Source organism: Brevundimonas sp., from assembly GCF_036399195.1.
GTDB lineage: Bacteria > Pseudomonadota > Alphaproteobacteria > Caulobacterales > Caulobacteraceae > Brevundimonas.
Genome location: NZ_DASWNO010000236.1, coordinates 1 through 18,177, shown reverse-complemented (window position 1 = coordinate 18,177; position 18,177 = coordinate 1). Strand labels below are relative to the sequence as shown.

The window sequence follows — 18,177 nt, the reverse complement described above, 5'->3', positions numbered from 1 at the left end:
GCCACCGGCGTCGCCTTCACGCGCAATCCGTCGACCGGCGAGGCGCGGCTGTACGGCGAGTTCCTGATCAACGCCCAGGGCGAGGACGTCGTCGCCGGCATCCGCACGCCCCAGTCGCTGACCCGGGCGGGCCGCGAGGAGATGGGAGAGACCGCCCCCTCGATGGAAGAGGCAATGCCCGAGGTGTTCGGCCAGTTCGTCGAGGTCGTCGGGCGGCTGGAGAGCCACTACCGCGACATGCAGGACATCGAGTTCACGGTCGAGCAGGGCCGGCTGTGGATGCTGCAGACCCGCAACGGCAAGCGCACCGCCAAATCGGCGCTGAAGATCGCCGTCGATCTCGCCGCCGAGGGCGTGATCTCCGAGGAGGAGGCCGTCAGCCGGGTCGAACCGTCGGCGCTGGACCAGTTGCTGCACCCGACGCTGGACCCGAAGGCCGAGCGGTCGGTGGTCGCCGCCGGCCTGCCCGCCAGCCCCGGCGCGGCGACCGGCCGGATCGTGTTCGACGCCGATGAGGCCGAGCGGCTGTCGCAGCTGGGCGATGCGGTCATCCTGGTGCGCGAGGAGACCTCGCCCGAGGACATTCACGGCATGCACGCGGCCCGCGGGATCGTCACCGCGCGCGGCGGCATGACAAGCCACGCGGCGGTGGTCGCCCGCGGCATGGGACGGCCTTGCGTCTGCGGCATCAACGAGCTGTCGATCGACGAGCACGCCGGGACCTTCACCGCCCGCGGGCGGACGTTCCGGGCCGGGGAGGTCATCACCATCGACGGCTCGAAGGGCGAGGTGCTGGACGGCGCCGTGGCCATGATCGAGCCGGAGCTGACCGGCGACTTCCAGACCCTGATGGCCTGGGCCGACAAGGTCCGCCGGCTGAAGGTGCGGGCCAACGCCGAGACGCCGCTGGACGCCCGCACCGCCCGCGGCTTCGGAGCCGAGGGCATCGGCCTGTGCCGGACCGAGCACATGTTCTTCGACGACGCCCGCATCGCCGCGGTGCGCGAGATGATCCTGGCCGACGACGAGGCTGGCCGCCGCATGGCTCTCGCCAAGATCGCGCCGTTCCAGAAGGCGGACTTCGTCGAACTGTTCACCATCATGGCCGGCCTGCCGGTGACGGTGCGGCTGCTGGACCCGCCGCTGCACGAGTTTATTCCGCACACCGAGGCCGAGATCGACGCGCTGGCGCAGACGCAGGGCCTCGACGCCGCAAAGCTGAAGCGCCGGGCGAAGGAGCTGCACGAGACCAACCCGATGCTGGGCCATCGCGGTTGCCGTCTGGGCGTCGCCTATCCCGAGATCTACGAGATGCAGGTCCGCGCCATTCTTGAGGCGGCGCTAGAGGTCAAACGGACGGCGGACCAGGCCCCGATCCCGGAGATCATGCACCCGCTGGTCGCGATGGGGCTTGAGATGAAATTCCTGCGCGAGCTGACCGACCGCACGGCCGAGGCTGTGTTCACGAGCGCGGGCGACCGGGTCGAGTACCTGGTCGGCACCATGATCGAGCTGCCCCGCGCGGCCCTGCGCGCCGCGGACCTGGCCGAATACGCCGAGTTCTTTTCGTTCGGCACCAACGACCTGACCCAGACGACCTTCGGCATCAGCCGTGACGACTCCGGCCGCTTCCTTCAGGCCTATATGGACAAGGGCATCTTCGAGACCGACCCGTTCGTGCGGCTGGACCGCGAGGGCGTCGGCGACCTGATCCGCATCGCCGCCGAGCGCGGCGGGGCGGCGCGGCCGGGGATGAAGATGGGCATCTGCGGCGAGCACGGCGGCGATCCCGCCTCGATCGCCTTCTGCGAGGAAGTCGGGCTGAGCTACGTCAGCTGCTCGCCGTACCGCGTGCCGATCGCGCGGCTGGCCGCGGCGCAGGCGGCGCTTCACGCGCGCGCCGGAACCGAGCGTGAGAAGGACCGGTAAGACAGCCGCCACCTTATTGCCAAGGTTGACGTAACACGGTCTGTGCTTCCCCGCGCACAGTGCTCGCATTGTATAGCTGGGTCTCTGGAACCCGCGTTCAGGCAGCCCATTTGCATCCCGCTGGATGGGGCTGGTGACCACAGAAGTCACCACATCTAGAGGATGCAAAAAATGCGTAACGTTCTTCTCGCTACCGCCGCTCTGACCTTGCTGGCCGCGCCGGCCATGGCCCAGAGCATTTCATCTCCGCAAGTAACCGGCTCGATCGGCTACACCCACCTGGACGGCGACGACGTCACGCTGGGCGCCGTCACCGGCCGTCTGAACGCCAAGGTCAGCCGCTTCATCGGCGTCGAGGGCGAAGCCTCGTTCGGCGTCAAGGACGAGGACATCTCGTTCGGCGGCGTCGACGGCAGCATCTCGCATGAGTACGACTTGGCCGCCTACGCTGTGGCGACCCTGCCGGTCAGCGACCGTCTCGAGGTCTTTGGCCGCATCGGTTACGGCATGACGCAGATCGAAGCGGACGTCGCCGGCTTCACCGCCCGGGAAGACGGCGAAAGCGTCAACTACGGCGCCGGCGCCAACTTCTTCTTCGACGGCCGCAACGGCGTGCGCGCCGACTGGACCCGCCGCGACTTCACCGATGACAACGGCGGCGAGCTGGACACCTACGGCCTGAGCTACGTGCGCCGCTTCTAAGCGGTCCCGAAACGACGAAGGCGCGCATCCCCGCGGATGCGCGCCTTTTCGTCCGCCGCGTCAGGCGAGGATCAGGCGACGCCGGGCTGGAGGGCCCAGCGCATCGAGCCCTCACCGTACGGTCGAAAGAACAGGTCGCGGTATTTCTCGAAGGCCTCGACGATCCGGTTCGCCAGGTCCTGGGCGACGGTTTCACCGCGCTGACGCTTCATCGCCGCCACGCATTGGACCACGTCGCGCTGATGCGCCGAGCCGCCCATGCGTTTGAGCACGGCGGCGATGTCGCGGGCCAGCGGGTCCACCTGCACGGCCCATGGATTGGTGTTCTGAGTCATGCGGGACGCCCCCTTGTTCTCGACACTCAAGAACCGGTCGCAAAATCCTGCCCCCGATGCAAGCGTGACCGCGAATTCGTGATGCAGACGATTTGGGGAGCCGAGGCTGCGCGAGGGCGTTCCCTGCTCATGAGTCCCCGCCAATCCTTCCCGCTCAAAGCCCTGCTGATGGCCGCGTCGTTGGCGGCCTGCAGCGAGTCCGAGGTCAATCCGCCGACCCAACCCGCGCAGCCGATCGTCACGCCGGAAGCGGAAGCGCCTGCCCCCACGCCTCCGCCCGGCGTGGGGACGGTGATGCCGGGCTCCGGGCCCCAGACCTTTGTCGGCCGCTGGGCGGCGAATGCACGCTGGTGCGCGCGGACGACCGGCGCCGAGCGACCGATCGAGATCAATGCGACGCGCTTCGAGGGTTACGAAAACAGCTGCGGCATCGTCGCTGTCAGCCAGGTCGCCGAGGGTTATGAGGCTTCGCTGGCCTGTTCGGCCGAGGGTCGGACGTCGAGCGAACGTGCGCGGATGTCGGTGCAGGGCGACGCCATGCGGCTGGTCTGGTTGAACCGGAACGAGGCGACCGTCAGCCTGGTGCGCTGCCCGATGCCGGGGGCGGTTCCGCCGCCTAGTTGAACAGGAAGTTCATGACGTCGCCGTCCTTGACGACGTAGGCCTTGCCCTCTGCGCGCAGCTTGCCGGCCTCGCGCGCCTTCGCCTCGCCCTTCAGGGCCACGAAATCGTCGTAGGCGATGGTTTCAGCGCGGATGAAGCCCTTCTCGAAATCGGTGTGGATCACGCCGGCGGCCTGCGGAGCGGTGGCCCCGATCGGGATGGTCCACGCGCGCGCCTCCTTGGGTCCGACGGTGAAGTAGGACTGGAGCCCCAGCAGGGCGTAGGCCTCGCGGATCAGGCGATTCAGGCCCGGCTCGGCCAGTCCGAGGCTTTCGAGGAACTCGGCCTGTTCCTCGGGATCCAGCACGGCCAGTTCGGAATCGATCTTGGCCGAGATGACGACGGCCTTGGCGTTATCCTGAGCGGCGCGTTCAGCGACGAGGTCCGACAGCGCGTTCCCCTTGTCCGCCGAGCCTTCGTCGACGTTGGCGACATAGAGGGCGGGCAGAGAGGTCAGCAGCTGCAGCATGCGCCACGCCTTTTCGTCCTCCTTCGACACCTCGACCACCCGGGCCGGCTTACCGGCGCGCAGCGGGGTCAGAGCCATATTGATCAGGCGCAGGGTGGTTTGGGCTTCCTTGTCGCCGCCCTTGGCCTTCTTCTCGACGTTGACCACGCGCTTCTCGAGGCTTTCGAGATCGGCCAGCATCAGCTCGGTCTCGATGATGTCCAGGTCGCTGATGGGATCGATCCGGTTCTCGACGTGGGTGATGTCGGCGTCGACGAAGCAGCGGGCGACGAAGGCGACGGCGTCGCAGTCGCGGATGTTGGCGAGGAACTGATTGCCGAGACCCTCGCCCTTGGACGCGCCGCGCACCAGGCCGGCGATGTCGACGAAGGTGATCCGCGAGGGGATGATCTCCTTGGACCCGGCGATCTTCGCCAGCACGTCGAGGCGCGGCTCGGGCACGGCCACGTCGCCCGTGTTCGGTTCGATGGTGCAGAACGGATAGTTGGCGGCCTGCGCCGCCGCCGTCTTGGTCAGGGCGTTGAACAGGGTGGACTTGCCCACATTGGGCAGGCCGACGATCGCGACTTTCAGGGCCATGGTCTGGGGGAGGTTCCTCGTGAGCGCGAGCCTTTAACCGGTCGCGACCGGTTTGTCAGTCTCGCGCGTCAGTGAGCGGCGGCGGCGCTCGTGGTCGCCTCCGGCTGCCCCACCGTCGCCGTCAGTTCGACCGGCCCCGAAGAGGCGAAGGTCAGCGCCAGCGTGACCGTGTCTCCCGGGACCAGCGGCTGCTTGACGCCCATCAGCATCAGATGATCGCCGCCCGGCTTCAGCGCCACGGTCTCGCCAGCGGGCAGGGGCAGGCCGTCCCTCAGTTCGCCCATCATCATCATGCCGCTCTCGATCCGGCTCTCGTGGATCTGCACCAGGTTGGCGTCCGGACTGGTGACGGAGAGCAGGCGGTCGGCGGCGGGCGCGGTCAGGGACAGGTAACAGCCGGTCATCCGCCGTCCGACCGGCGTGGGGCGGCAGATCGCTGCGGCGGCCTGCACCGTCGCCTGTTCGCCCGATCCGGCGGGTCCGTCCTGGCTGCAGGCCGCAAGGCCCAGGACGGCGAAGGCGAGGAGCGGGGCGCGGGTCATGTCGGTCATCCGGTGCAGGTCGGCGCGGTCTATCGCTCCGCCGGGCCGGCGACAAGGCGGCCCGCGCGCCGCAGCGGCGCATGGACAGCCGCCGGGCCGCATGACACGCTCCTACGACACCCCGGAGCCTCAAAGATGATCCACCGCCTCGCACTTATGACGGGAGCCGCCCTGAGCGTGATCGCCGCCTCGCCGGTCTCAGCCCAGGATCCGGCGCCGGTGCAGGATGGGTCAGGCGGCCCCGACTCGGTATCCCTGACGATCTACAACCAGAACATCGCTCTCGTTCAGGACACGCGGTCGCTGACGCTGCCCTCGGGCCGCTCGCGTCGGGAATTCCCGGGCGTCTCGGCGAGCATCCGTCCCGAGACCGTCGGCCTCTCAGGCAGGGGCCTGTCGGTGGTTGAACAGAATTTCGACTATGACCTGCTCACGCCCGACAAGCTGATGCAGTCGGCCGTGGGCGAGGAGATCGGCATCGTCCGCACCAATCCCGGCAGCGGCGCGCAGGACACGCAGCGGGCCACGGTGCTTGCGGCGAACCAGGGCGTGGTGTTGCGGGTTGGCGACCATATCGAGGTCCTGCGCGACGACGGAGTGCCGACCCGGGTGATCTTCGACGAGGTGCCGACCAATCTGCGGCCGCGGCCCACCCTCAGCGTCACCCTCGACGCCGAGGGTGCGGGGCAGCGCGACGTGACCCTGACGTATCTGACCACCGGCCTGCAGTGGAAGGCCGACTATGTGGCCCGGTTCGACGAGCGCGCGGGACGGCTGGATCTGACCGGCTGGATCACCCTGACCAACCATTCGGGCGTGACCTTCACCAACGCCGACACGCGGGTGGTGGCGGGCGACGTGGCCCTGATCAACAACAACAATCCCTACGGCCGGGGCTACCCGCAGCCGCCGCGTCCCGCGGTGCGGGGCAACGGGACGGAGCAGGGCGGCGCCCAGGGCCTGGCCGACGTCTACATCTATCCGCTGCCGGAGCCGGTCACGGTGGCCAACAACCAAACCAAGCAGGTCGGCCTGATCGACGTCGCCAATGTGCCCGCCTCGAAACGCTATCTGTTCGAGGGCCACGGCTTTACCAGCGAAACCGAGCCCCGCGCGGCCGAGGTGGCCGTGATCTTCTCCAACAGCCGCGCCTCCGGCGTGGGGACGCAGCTGCCCGCCGGCGTGGCCCGGGTCTACGTAAACGACGAGTCGGGCGAACCGCGCTTCGTCGGCGAAGATCAGGTGGCGCATACGCCGACCGGGTCGGACATCGTCATCACCACCGGCCAGGCCTTCGACGTCACGGTGCAGCCTCGGGTGGTCTCCAGCCAGGCCGCGCCCAAGCCGGCCTACTACCGCTGGCGGACGCGCTTCGAGATGGAATACACGGTCCGCAACGCGCGCTCCGAGGCCGTTGTCGTCGAGGTGCGCCAGCACGGACTCGGCCGCGACACCCAGCTTCAGGCACAATCGATCGAGGGCGTGGTGCAGGACGCCAACACCATCGTCTGGCGCGTGCCGGTGCCCGCGAACGGCGAAACCGTCCTGACCGCCGCCGTCGTAACGGGCGGCTGAAGACGGTGCGAAGCCTGATGCTCGCCGCGGCTCTGGCCGCACTGGCGGGGCCTGTCTGGGCGCAGGTCCAGGTGATCTCGCCGCGCTCCGAACGGACGGCCGTAGTGATCTATCGAGACCGGCCGGTCGATACCGCACAGCTGCTCGAAAGGTCGAACCAGTCCGGGGAGCGGCTGGATCAGGAGGGGCTGGCGCTGATCATCGAGACCCGCACCATCGACCTTCCGGCGGGCGAGGCGGTCATCCGGCTGCGCGGCGTGGCCACCGGCATCGTGCCCCAGACCGCGACCCTCGACGGCCTGCCCGCGCAGGTGATCGAGCGAAACACCGACTTCGACCTGCTCAGCCCGGGATCCCTGCTGGCGCGATCGGTCGGCGACATCGTGCGAGTGGTGCGCACCAATCCGGTCACCGGCGAGCAGACACAGAAAACCGCCATCGTCCGTTCCGGTCCGACGGGGACGGTGCTGGAGATCGACGGCCGGCTGGAGGCCCTGAACTGCTCGGGCCTGACGGAACGCATCCTGTTCGACCGGATTCCCGAAGGCCTCAGCGACCAGCCGGTGCTGTCGATCCGCACTCGGGCGGAGACGGCGGGGCGGCACACGGTGACCTTGGCCTATCTGGCGACGGGGCTGCAGTGGTCGGCGGACTATGTCGCGCGGCTCAATCCGGACGGCCGGTCTCTCGCCCTGACCGGCTGGATCACCCTGGCGAATTTCGGCGGCACCGGTTTCGCGGACGCTCCGGTGCAGGTGGTGGCCGGCAACCTGAATCGGGACGAGGACACCGTGCCGGTCGAGCCGACCGTCGTGAACCGCGAGCCGACCTGCTGGCCGATGGATACGACGACGGGCGCGCCCCAGAATCTCGACCAGATCGTCGTCACCGGCAGGCGGACGGGCGGGGTCGGCTATCTGGCGGGCGCTCCAGCGCTGTCGAACTCGGAGGCGGATGAGATCGTCGTCACCGGCAGCCGCGTCGTCCGCATGGGCGAGCTGGGCGACTACAAGATCTACACCCTGCCGGAACCGACCGACGTGAACGCCCGCCAGACCAAGCAGGTGCAGTTTCTGGATCAGGCCGACGTCGGTTTCACCCGCGCCTATGCCGTCGAGATCGGACAGGGCGACGACGACGACCCTGGGCGGCCGGTGCTGATGCTCAGGTTGAAGAACGATGAGGAAACCGGGCTCGGCCTCCCTCTGCCCGGGGGCGGGATCAGCCTGTTCGAGACCCAGGCCGGCGCGACCCTGTTCACCGGCCAAGCCCGCTTTGCGGACAAGGGGGTCGGCCTGCCGCTGGAGCTCCGGTTCGGCGAGGCCATGGACTTGAGCGTCCAGCAGGAGACCGGGGAGAGCGAACGCGTCGGAACCATGCGGCGCGTGGCCATGACGGTGACCATCCACAACGACAAGCCTCAGGCCGCCCAGATCGAGGTCAGGCCAAGCGAGTCGTACCGCCGCGGCTTCCGCATACTCGACTCAAGCACGCGGCCTGTGATCACCGAGGGCGGCTATCCGGCGTGGCGGCTGGCTGTGCCCGCGGGCGGGCCGGCGGTGCTGACCTACACCATCGAGTACGAGGATTAATCTTCGCTACGCGCCGCGTTCTGCGCGGTCTGACGGGGGCTGAACTTGGCCGCGGGCGCCAGGCGCATGACCTCGGCCTGATAGCGTTCGTCGTCGCCGGCGAGGGCGAAGGGCACGGCGTCCGCCACGGCGCGCAGCATCGGTTCCAGCCAGACCAGATCGGCCTTGTGGAAGTCGCTCAGCACATGTCCGTGCACCAGTTGCGGGTCCCCGGGATGGCCGACGCCCATGCGACCACGGCGAAAGTCCGGGCCCAGTTGGCTGATCATCGAGCGCACGCCGTTCTGGCCCGCCGCCCCGCCGCCGGTCTTCATGCGGAAGCGGCCGGGCGCCAGGTCGATCTCGTCATGGAAGACGATCACTTCGGACGGTTTGACCTTGTAGAAGCGTGCCGCCTCCCCGACGGCGCGGCCGCTTTCGTTCATGAAGGTCTGCGGCTTCATCAGAAGCACCTTCACCGGCCCGTTCGCCGTCTCGACCTCGCCTTCGCGGATCACCGACTGGAACTTGGCCCGCTCGGGTCCGAAGCGCCAGCGCGAGGCGATCTCGTCGGCGGCCATGAAGCCGATGTTGTGGCGGTTGCCCTGGTATTTCGGCCCTGGATTGCCGAGGCCGGCGACGATGATCATGGCTCAGGTCCGGACAAGGAAACGGCCCCATCCGTAACCGGAAGGGGCCGCTTCGCAAAACAGTCGAAGGAAAGGATCAGCCTTCCGACGATTCGCCCTCGGCGGCTTCGGCTTCGCCCGATGCGGCCTGTTCGGTGGCTTCGACCTCGGCGGCTTCGGCGGCGACTTCGGCGTCGTGGGCTTCATCAGCGGCGGCCGAGATGGCGGCCGAAGAGGTCTTGATCGACGCGATCACGAAGTCGCGGTCGGTGATGGTCGGCTCGACGTCTTCCGTGCCCTTCAGGTCGGTCCAGCGGATGGTGTCGCCCATCTTGTGGCCGGCCAGATCGACGATCAGGTCTTCCGGGATGTGGTCGGCGCGGACCTTCACCTCGACCGAGTGGCGCACGATTTCCAGCGAGCCGCCCTGACGGAAGGCTTCGCACTGGTCCTGGTTGATGAAGTGGACCGGGATTTCGATCTTGATGGTCTGCTTTTCGTCGACCCGCATCAGATCGAAGTGCAGCGGACGGTCGCTGACCGGGTCGAACTGCACATCGCGAGCGATGACCGGCTGGCTCTCGTCACCGTACTTCAGGGTCACCAGGTGGCCCAGCAGCTTGCCGGTGTAGAGCGACTTGCGGAAGTCGCGCTCGTTCACCGAGATGGCGACGGGGGCCTTGTCGCCGCCGTACAGCACGCCCGGGACCATGCCCGCGCGGCGCGCGGCGCGGGCGCCACCGGTGCCGACGCCGTCACGGACGTCAACGTTCAGAATGATCTCGGCCATCGCCTCGCCTCAACAACACAAACGCCGCGCTGACCAGTCAGCCCTCGCGGCGGGGTCAGGGACCCTGAATTCAAGAGCGCGGGTCATTACACGCAAGCGCCCGGAGACGCAACAGCCTGACGCCCCGCGCGCAACCGCGTCAGCTGCTGCTGTTCGGACCCGCCGTCGGCGCTGGAGAAACGACCGCCGCCTGCGCGGCCACGGGCGTTTGCTCGGGGGCGCCTCCGGCGACGGCGCTTTGCGGGACCTGGAGCGGCGCGGGGCTGATGTTCTGGGCCGTGCAGGTGGCCAGGTCGCGGGCGACGTGGCGGCCGACGCAGAACATGTCCTCGTAGCTGGGTCGCGACGCAGCGAGGCACTGGAACAGCATCAGCTTGGACATGTTGAGGCAGAACTCGCTGTTCTGCTCCGTGGTCAGGGCCTCGGTGCTGGCGCGCGCGTCCTCGCCGCCGGCGCCCAAGGCCGCCAGGGCGGCGACAGCCAGCGAGCGAACCACGGCGGGCGTATAGGGCGGGCCGGCGCTGGCGGGGGTCACGCCGAGCCCGGAGCCGCTGTTGGCGGCGGCGAACAGGCGGGCCGACTCGTCGGCGGACGGCAGCATTTGAACCACGGACAGTGACTTCGCACCCTCGAGGCGCGTCGTGCGGTCGGCGATATGCACGGTGGCCCAGCGCCGGCGCGGGTCGTTGCGCTCCTGAATGGTGTAGGCGTCGGCCTCGACGGCGTCGGCGATCGCCAGCATGGCGGCCGAATCGCTTCCGATCGTCGCGACGATCAGACCGGCGGCGGCCTCCGCGCCCGGGAAGGTCGCGGCGGCGGCGGGGTCGGCGAGGATCCGGTCGATCATCTGCTGGCGGATGGCGGGATCGACCGCATAGGTCCTGACGCCCTGCACGAACTCGGGCGACTGCAGGGCCAGGATCGATCCATAGGCGATCATGCCCCTGGACAACTGGCCCGGCTCGTAGGACGCGCCCTTGCGGATCGCGGCCTGGATGGCCTCCGCGCTGTCGAAGCCGGCCCGGATGGTGCCGACGTCACGCATGAAGGCGACGTAGATCGACGCGGCCTCCGCCACGCCCGAGTTGAGGCTCAGGGCCGGGGGCGGCGGGGCGGGGGGCGGAGCGGGGGCCGGCTCCGGCTCCGGCGTGGCGCAGCTGGCCAGAACCAGGGCGGCGGCGACGGCGGCGGCGCTCAGGCCGCGGCGCGAAAGTGCCTTCAACATTCGAGAGTCCCCAACGATACACGCGGCGCCCGCACGGCGCCGATACTCCGGAAGTCCTTATAACTCGACGGGATTCGTTTGCCGATCACTAATCCGACAGCCGCTCCGGTTGGCTAGCGCGACGCCGAACGTCCGGATGTCGAGGGCGCGGTGTTGAGGCGCTGGGTGGGTGTCATCGTCGCCGCCGGCGGGGTCGCGGGCGTGACCCGCGGCGTCGGCGGCGGCGTCCGAACCGGGGCCGCGGCGGCAGGTGCTGGAGAGAGCCGCTGCGTCATGGGCTCGACGGGGCGCGGCGCCGGCGGAGTGACGACGATGGGCGCTCTCGCCGGTGTCGTCGCCACCGGGTTGGAGACCGTCACGATGGCGCGGGGCAGGGCGGAGCCCCGCGCGCAGGTTCCTAGGTCGCGCACGATGTGGCGGCCGACGCAGAACATGTCTTCATAGCTCGGGCGTGACGCCGCGAGGCACTGATAGAGGTTGAGTTTGGACTCGTTCAGGCAACCCTGGCTGACGGGTTCGGACTGCAGGGCTTCGGTGTTCGCCCGAGCCTCGTCGCCCGCCGCGCCCAGGGCCGCGAGCGCGGCGATGGCCAGGGCGTTGGTTACGACCGGCGGATAGGGGCCGTTGCGAGGGCGGGTCCCCGAAACGCCCAGGCCGCGGCCTTGATTGGCGGCGGCGTAGAGGCGGGCCGCCTCGTCGGCGGCCGGCAGCATCCGCTGGCCCGACAGCGCCTTGGCGTTCTCGAGGCGGGCCTCGCGGCCGGCGACGTGAGCGATGGCCCAGGAGCGCCGACCGTCGGCCTGCGCCGCGTAGGCGTCGTTCTCGATCGAATCAGCAGCGGTGGCGAGCGCGTCGATTTCGCGATTCAGGGCCGTCATCACGAGGCCCGCCGCCGCGTCCGCCCCCGGCAGCGTCGATGCATAACCGGGGTCCCGAACGATTTCGGCAATCACCCGCTGCCGTGTTGCCGGATCGACCCCATACTGGTTCACGCCCGCGACGAACTCAGGCGACTGCAACGCCAGAATGGAGGCGTAAGACACAAGCCCTCGCGAGACCTGGGCCGGGTCATAGGAGGCGCCGCGAACAAGGGCGGCCTGCACCGCCTCCGGATTGTCGAAGCCGCCGCGGGTGGCGGCCATGTCTCGTGTGAACGCCAGATAGACGGCGGCCGATTGAGCCACGCCCTCGTTCAGATTGATCGGCGGAGGCGTTCGCGCTCTGGCGGCGGCTTCGGCGGCGGCGATCGCCCGGGCTTCAGCCTCGGCCTCGGCCTGGCCGGAGGCGCAACCGGCCAGGACGGCGGCGGCGGCGATCGCGGCCAGCGAAAGGCCGCGGCCCAGGAATGCCGAACTCATAGAAATCTCCTGCGACTGCCCGCCAGTCAGGAGAGAACGCACTACGGGCCAATTTGAGGCAGCCGGTCAGTCGAACAGTTTCGAGACCGATTCCTCATTGGCGATCCGGCGGATGGCCTCGCCGATCAGCGGCGCCACCGAGACCGTGCGGATCTTGGCGCAGGCCGAGACCTCGTGGGGTTGTTCGATGGAGTCGGTGATCACCAGCTCCTTCAGCGGTCCGTCCGTGACCCGCTGGACCGCGGGGCCCGACAGAACGCCGTGGCTGATGTAGGCGGACACCTCGACCGCGCCCTTGTCCATCAGGGCCTTGGCCGCGTTCACCAGCGTGCCGCCCGAGTCGACGATGTCGTCGAACAGAATGCAGCGCCGGCCCTCGACGTCGCCAATGATGTTCATGACCTCGCTGTCGCCCGCCTTCGCGCGGCGCTTGTCGACGATGGCGAGATCAGCATCGAGCCGCTTGGCGAGGGACCGGGCGCGGACCACGCCCCCCACGTCGGGCGAGACGATCATCAGCTCGCCGCGCGGATAGTTTTCCTTGATGTCCTGCGCCAGCACCGGCGTGGCCAGCAGGTTGTCCGTGGGAATGTCGAAGAAGCCCTGGATCTGGCCCGCATGCAGATCCATCGTCAGCACCCGGTCGGCGCCGGCGCGAGTGATCAGGTTGGCGACCAGCTTGGCCGAGATGGGCGTGCGGCCGCCCGTCTTCCGGTCCTGCCGGGCGTATCCGAAATAGGGCATCACCGCCGTGATCCGCCTGGCCGACGCTCGGACCAGGGCGTCGGTCATGATCAGCAGCTCCATCAGGTTGTCGTTGGCCGGATAGCTGGTCGACTGGAGGATGAAGACGTCCTCGCCGCGGACGTTCTCCTCGATGACGGCGAAAACCTCGTTGTCGGCGAAGCGCTTCACCTGGGCCTTGGTCAGCGGCATGTCGAGGTGGGTGGCGATCGCCTGGGACAGGGTCCGGTTGGAGTTGCCAGAGAGCAGCTTCATGTCCGGTCATCCTTTCGCCGTCATCGCCGGGCTGAAAATGCGGGCGTGGCGCTGGCGCGCTACATACCAGCGGACAGCCCCGCTTCAAGGCGTGACGCGTCCTTTTGCGGGCTTTCTGCGCATTGGCGCGGCGAAGTCGGCTGGTGTAGAGATCGCGTCTCGTTTTCGGGGGCGCCGACGGGTTCGCGCCCGCCGGCATTATTTTGAGGTCGTCCTTGCCTGCTTCCAAGTTCCGCGCCGGCCTGACCCTGGCCACCGTGGCTGTCACGGCCCTGACGATCTCGGCCTGCTCGGGCCGGCAAAATCGTCCTCGTCTCGCCTATGAAGAGCGTCCGGTCGAGGCGCTCTACAACACCGGCTACCAGCGCCTGCAGAGCCGCCGCTGGGCCGACGCCATCGACTATTTCCAGGAAGTCGAGCGCCAGCATCCGTATTCGGAGTGGTCGCGCCGCGCGATCCTGATGCAGATTTACGCCTACTATCAGAACAACAACTACGCCGAGGCGATCGCCGCCTCGGACCGGTTCATCCAGCTGTTCCCGGGCAATCCCAGCGCGCCCTACGCCTTCTACATGAAGGCGCTCTGCAACTTCGAACAGATCACGGACGTGGGCCGGGACCAAGGCTACGCCCAGGCCGCTCTGGACGGTCTGCGCGATGTGCAGCGCCGCTATCCGGGCACCTCCTACGCCACCGACGCCACGGTCAAGATCGACATGGTCAACGACCAGCTGGCGGGCAAGGAAATGTCGATCGGCCGCTACTATCAGCGCGCCGGCCAGCCGCTGGCGGCGATCAACCGGTACAAGTCCGTGATCGACAACGAGGCCTACCAGCGGACCTCGCACACGCCCGAGGCGCTGTACCGGCTGGTCGAGGTCAATCTGAGCCTCGGCCTGAAGGAAGAGGCGACGCGAAACGGCGCCGTGCTGGGCTTCAACTATCCGGGCAGCCCCTGGTACGCAGAGGCCTACGCGCTGTTGACCGAACAGGGCCAAACGCCCGATGTCGCCCCGACCGGCCAGCGCGAAAGCTGGCTGCGCCGGATCATCCCGGGCTGACACCAAACCACCTCCGTCATCCTCGGGCTTGTCCCGAGGACCCATTGGTCAGCATTCTCCGGCGTCGCCGGTGAAACGATTCGCTTTGTCCCACGCCCAACTCTCCAGCCCCGGACACATGGGCCCTCGGGACAAGCCCGAGGGTGACGGATGGAGGGCGGGCTCATGCTGACGGCCCTCTCGATCCGGGACATCGTGCTGGTGGACGCCCTCGATCTTGAGGTCGAGGGCGGGCTGACGGTGCTGACGGGCGAAACCGGAGCCGGCAAGTCCATCATCCTCGACGCGTTGGGTCTGGCGCTCGGCGCGCGGGCGGACGCGGGGCTGGTGCGGGCCGGAGCCAAACAGGCGTCGGCCACCGCCGTTTTCACGGCGCCCGACGATCCCGCCCTGATCGCCCTGATCGGTGAGCGGGGCTTTGATGTGATCCCGGGCGAAGAGCTGATCCTGCGCCGAACCCTAGCCGCCGATGGCCGCAGTCGCGCCTTCGTCAACGACCAGCCCGCGGGCGTCACGGCGCTGCGGGAGATCGGTCAGGCGCTCGTCGAAGTTCATGGTCAGCACGAGACGGTCGGTCTTCTCGATTGGAAGACCCATCGCGCCCTGCTGGACGCCTACGGCGGGCTGCAGCCGCAGCTCGGCGGCGTCGCCGCGGCCGCGGACCGGCTGAAGAGCGCCGAGCGCGCCGTCGCCGACCTGAAGGCCGCCGCCGCGGACGCGGCCTCGCGCGCCGAGGAACTGACGCTGAACCTGGCGGACCTCGACGCGCTCGACCCGCGCGCCGACGAGGAGACGGAACTGGCGGGCGAACGCGCCCTGCTCGGCGCGGCGGAGAAGGCCATCGCGGATCTGGCCGACGCCCGTACGCAACTGGGCGGGGACAAGCTGTCGCAAAAGCTCTCCGCCGCCCTGCGGGCTGTCGAGCACGCCCGGCAGCGGGCCGGGCAGGCGGGTACCGATCCCGAGCATCCGCTGCTTCAGAAGCTCGAGGCCGCAGCCGAGGCCATCGACCGCACCATGGTCGAGGCCGAGGAGGCCATCGCCTGCGTCGACGCCGCGGCCAGCGCCTTCGACTTCGAGCCGGGGCGGCTCGACAAGGCCGAGGAACGCCTGTTCGCCCTGCGCGCCGCCGCCCGCAAGCTGAATGCGTCGGTGGAGAATCTGCCGGTTCTGCGGGTCCGGTTCCGCGAGCAGCTGCGCCTGATCGAGGACGGGGCCGAAGCCATCGCCGCGGCCGACCGGGCCGCCTCGGCCGCGCGCGAGGCTTACGACATCGCCGCCATGCTGCTGACTTCGGCGCGGGAGGCCGCCGCCGAGCGGCTGACGGCAGCTGTCATGACCGAACTGGGCCCGCTGAAGCTGGACCGCGCGCAGTTCCGGGTGGCCTTCGAGCCCGTGTCCGAAGGGCGGCGGGGGCCGCTGGGCGTCGAAACCGTCCGCTTCGAGATCGCCACCAACGCCGGGACGCCGTTCGGACCGCTGGACGCCATCGCCTCAGGCGGCGAGCTGGCCCGTTTCGCCCTCGCGATGAAGGCCGCCCTGGCGGGACGCGAGGACCAGCGCCAGCCGGTGATGATCTTCGACGAGGTCGACCAGGGCGTCGGCGGCGCGGTGGCGCAGGCGGTCGGCGAACGGCTGCAGCGGCTGTCCAGCGGCGCTCAGGTGCTGGTCGTGACGCACAGCCCGCAGGTCGCCGCGCGCGGCCATGCCCACTGGAAGGTGCGCAAGGCGGACGTCGGCGGCCAGACGACAACGACGGTCGATGTGCTCGACGATGCGACCCGGCGCGAGGAGATCGCCCGCATGTTGTCTGGCGCGGTGATCACGGACGAGGCTCGCGCCGCGGCGCGGGCGCTGATCGGGTGACCGGATGGCGACGTTGCGCGTCGCTTTAAGAGGATGTCCCAACCGTCGCTTGTGAGCGGGAGCGCCACTCCCGCAACTTACCTACCAACAGCGACAAGCGGCTGGAGCCGTGTGCCCCAGACTCCGCGGACTTTATGAGAGGCGCCCGGCCGGGATCAACGGCGGCGCACTTGATGTCCCGTCGGCGGTGCTTCGTTCATCTGGTTCGAGCGAGTTCTGCCATCTCGCAGGTGGAGATAGTTGGGATCGAAACCCCCGAACGCGCGAAGGCGGGCGACATCGGGGATCGTCAGGCGACCACGTTCGAATTTGACGAGATGTGTCTCGCGAAGCGCCGCCAGTGTGCGGTTCACGTGAACGGGGGTCACACCCATCAGGTCGGCCAAATCGTCCTGCGTTCCGGGCAGGTCGAAGCTGTCTCCCTCCGCGAGGCCGACCGACTGCAGTCGAAGGTGGAGTTCGCAGAAGACGTGCGCCATCTGCTCGGCGGCGTCTCGCTGGCCCATGCTTACCAGCCACTCACGCAAGGTGCCTTCGTCAACGAGCGTCATCCACCAGAGGCCGCGGTTGATCCTTGGGTTTGCAATCAACTCTTCGATTGTGGCCGGCGAGATGTCGACCACCATCGCGTCGGAGAGAGTGCCTATGCTGTGGTCCATCTCTCCCAGGATCTGGACGTGCAAATCGCACAGGTCGCCCGGGACGAAGATGGCCATGATCTGACGACGCCCGTCCGGAAGGACTTTGTAGCGACAGGCGTAGCCGGCCATGACGAGATGCACGTTCGTCGGCGCATTGCCTTCGCTGCTCAGGTCCGTCTTCGCCGCTATCGGTCGCGGATTTGCCGATACCTCGGCCAGCACACCGAGGTCCTCAGCCGTGAGTTCAGCGCCGAACGCCATCTTTCTGAGGAACGGGTTGGACATCACTCCTGAACGCGGCTGCTTTCACCTTGCTCCCCTTGGCGCCCTCGACTGCCTGACGCCGGAAGAATGTTCGCGGGCGGCGTCCGCGATGCACCGGACCGGTCACAGGCATAGTGTCCCTTTCGGGACGTTCGACTTACCCCCGCAGCACCTTCCGCAGTTGCGGATGCAGTTCGGAGTTCGACGCGAGGATTTGCGCGCCGCTCTTAGGGTCGCCGTCCTCGTCGATGGTGGTGACCACGCCGCCCGCCTCGGTGACGAACAGGATGCCGGCCGCCACGTCCCACGGCTGGAGGTTGCGCTCGTAATAGGCGTCGTACCGGCCCGCGGCGACCCATGCGAAGTCCAGCGCCGCCGAGCCTAGCCGCCGGATCCCGGCGACCCGCTGGCCGATGGCGTGAATGTCCTTGATCGCCTGCGCGTGGCCGGGCTTGCCGATGACGGGCAGGCCGGTGGCGATCAGGCTTTCGGACAGGTCGCGGCGTCCGGCGACGCGGATGCGCGTGTCGTTCAGGTAGCAGCCCTTGCCCTTCTCGGCCCAGAACAGCTCGTTCATGACGGGGTGGTAGGTGACGCCGGCGACGATCTCGGACGAGCCGTCGGGCGCCCGCCGCTCCAGCCCTACCGTGATGGCGAAATGGGGCATGGCGTGCATGAAGTTGGTGGTGCCGTCGATCGGGTCGACGATCCAGGTGTGGGACTTGTCGGTCCCTTCCATCATCCCGCGTTCCTCGCCGAGGAAGCCGTAGCCGGGGCGGGCCTTCATCAGCAGTTCGTAGAGAGTGTCCTCGGCGCGGATGTCGGCGGCGGTGACGAAGTCGCCCGGACCCTTGCGCGACACCTGCAGCTGGGCGACCTCGCCGAAGTCGCGCAGCATCGGTCGGGCGGTCTTGCGGACCGCGTCGATCATGACGGAAACGAGGGCGGAGGCGAGGGCCATGAGGGATCTCCTGGTCCG

17 protein-coding genes are annotated in these 18,177 nt (G+C 68.6%); 7 read left to right on the top strand and 10 right to left on the bottom strand.

Annotation, left to right across the window (positions count from 1 at the left end; all coding sequences use genetic code 11):
• Positions 1 to 1,929: pyruvate, phosphate dikinase (gene ppdK / locus VGB60_RS10490; protein WP_331038209.1), on the top strand; the 1,929-nt coding region annotated here is incomplete at its 5' end.
• 171 nt (positions 1,930 to 2,100) lie between these two features.
• Positions 2,101 to 2,631 (top strand): porin family protein, encoded by a 531-nt coding sequence (locus VGB60_RS10485; protein ID WP_331038208.1) that lies wholly within the window; start codon positions 2,101 to 2,103, stop codon positions 2,629 to 2,631.
• 71 nt (positions 2,632 to 2,702) lie between these two features.
• On the opposite strand, the gene VGB60_RS10480 is transcribed toward VGB60_RS10485, so the two are convergent.
• Complete coding sequence (locus VGB60_RS10480) at positions 2,703 to 2,966, bottom strand: hypothetical protein (protein ID WP_331038207.1); 264 nt, start codon at positions 2,964 to 2,966, stop codon at positions 2,703 to 2,705.
• Between the two features lie 168 nt (positions 2,967 to 3,134).
• Between VGB60_RS10480 and VGB60_RS10475 the strand changes: the two genes are divergently transcribed.
• A complete protein-coding gene (locus VGB60_RS10475) occupies positions 3,135 to 3,590 on the top strand; it encodes a hypothetical protein (RefSeq protein WP_331038206.1) in 456 nt (151 codons plus the stop codon).
• Here VGB60_RS10475 and ychF read toward each other — a convergent pair.
• Positions 3,583 to 4,677 carry a redox-regulated ATPase YchF gene (ychF, locus tag VGB60_RS10470; protein ID WP_331038205.1) on the bottom strand — a complete coding sequence of 365 codons (1,095 nt, stop codon included), beginning with the start codon at positions 4,675 to 4,677 and terminating at the stop codon, positions 3,583 to 3,585. The genes VGB60_RS10475 and ychF overlap by 8 nt on opposite strands.
• 68 nt (positions 4,678 to 4,745) lie before the next feature.
• Entirely contained in the window at positions 4,746 to 5,219 is a 474-nt protein-coding gene (locus VGB60_RS10465; protein WP_331038204.1) for a copper chaperone PCu(A)C, read from the bottom strand.
• A gap of 135 nt (positions 5,220 to 5,354) precedes the next feature.
• Here VGB60_RS10465 and VGB60_RS10460 point away from each other — a divergent pair, with 135 nt between their 5' ends.
• Both VGB60_RS10460 and VGB60_RS10455 read left to right on the top strand, forming a co-directional pair.
• Positions 5,355 to 6,794 carry a DUF4139 domain-containing protein gene (locus VGB60_RS10460; RefSeq protein WP_331038203.1) on the top strand — a complete coding sequence of 480 codons (1,440 nt, stop codon included), beginning with the start codon at positions 5,355 to 5,357 and terminating at the stop codon, positions 6,792 to 6,794.
• Between the two features lie 17 nt (positions 6,795 to 6,811).
• Positions 6,812 to 8,386, top strand: coding sequence for a hypothetical protein (locus VGB60_RS10455; RefSeq protein WP_331038202.1), 1,575 nt, complete (start codon positions 6,812 to 6,814; stop codon positions 8,384 to 8,386).
• On the opposite strand, the gene pth is transcribed toward VGB60_RS10455, so the two are convergent.
• From pth to VGB60_RS10430, 5 genes are all read right to left on the bottom strand, one after another.
• Positions 8,383 to 9,015, bottom strand: a complete 633-nt coding sequence (pth, locus tag VGB60_RS10450; protein WP_331038201.1) for an aminoacyl-tRNA hydrolase — start codon at positions 9,013 to 9,015, stop codon at positions 8,383 to 8,385. The genes VGB60_RS10455 and pth overlap by 4 nt on opposite strands.
• 76 nt (positions 9,016 to 9,091) lie before the next feature.
• Positions 9,092 to 9,784: a 50S ribosomal protein L25/general stress protein Ctc gene (locus VGB60_RS10445; RefSeq protein ID WP_331038200.1), complete on the bottom strand. Its 693-nt coding sequence runs from the start codon at positions 9,782 to 9,784 to the stop codon at positions 9,092 to 9,094.
• Between the two features lie 139 nt (positions 9,785 to 9,923).
• Positions 9,924 to 11,009, bottom strand: a complete 1,086-nt coding sequence (locus VGB60_RS10440; protein ID WP_331038199.1) for a hypothetical protein — start codon at positions 11,007 to 11,009, stop codon at positions 9,924 to 9,926.
• Between the two features lie 113 nt (positions 11,010 to 11,122).
• Positions 11,123 to 12,367, bottom strand: coding sequence for a hypothetical protein (locus tag VGB60_RS10435; protein ID WP_331038198.1), 1,245 nt, complete (start codon positions 12,365 to 12,367; stop codon positions 11,123 to 11,125).
• 66 nt (positions 12,368 to 12,433) lie between these two features.
• Positions 12,434 to 13,366, bottom strand: coding sequence for a ribose-phosphate pyrophosphokinase (locus tag VGB60_RS10430; protein ID WP_331038197.1), 933 nt, complete (start codon positions 13,364 to 13,366; stop codon positions 12,434 to 12,436).
• A 203-nt stretch (positions 13,367 to 13,569) separates the two neighbouring features.
• Between VGB60_RS10430 and VGB60_RS10425 the strand changes: the two genes are divergently transcribed.
• Entirely contained in the window at positions 13,570 to 14,427 is an 858-nt protein-coding gene (locus VGB60_RS10425; protein WP_414644512.1) for an outer membrane protein assembly factor BamD, read from the top strand.
• 165 nt (positions 14,428 to 14,592) lie between these two features.
• Complete coding sequence (recN, locus tag VGB60_RS10420) at positions 14,593 to 16,293, top strand: DNA repair protein RecN (protein ID WP_331038195.1); 1,701 nt, start codon at positions 14,593 to 14,595, stop codon at positions 16,291 to 16,293.
• Positions 16,294 to 16,448: 155 nt separating this feature from the next.
• Here recN and VGB60_RS10415 read toward each other — a convergent pair whose 3' ends face one another.
• Positions 16,449 to 17,219 (bottom strand): Crp/Fnr family transcriptional regulator, encoded by a 771-nt coding sequence (locus VGB60_RS10415; RefSeq protein WP_331038194.1) that lies wholly within the window; start codon positions 17,217 to 17,219, stop codon positions 16,449 to 16,451.
• Between the two features lie 136 nt (positions 17,220 to 17,355).
• Positions 17,356 to 18,159: an inositol monophosphatase family protein gene (locus VGB60_RS10410; RefSeq protein WP_331038193.1), complete on the bottom strand. Its 804-nt coding sequence runs from the start codon at positions 18,157 to 18,159 to the stop codon at positions 17,356 to 17,358.
• Positions 18,160 to 18,177 lie beyond the last annotated feature (18 nt).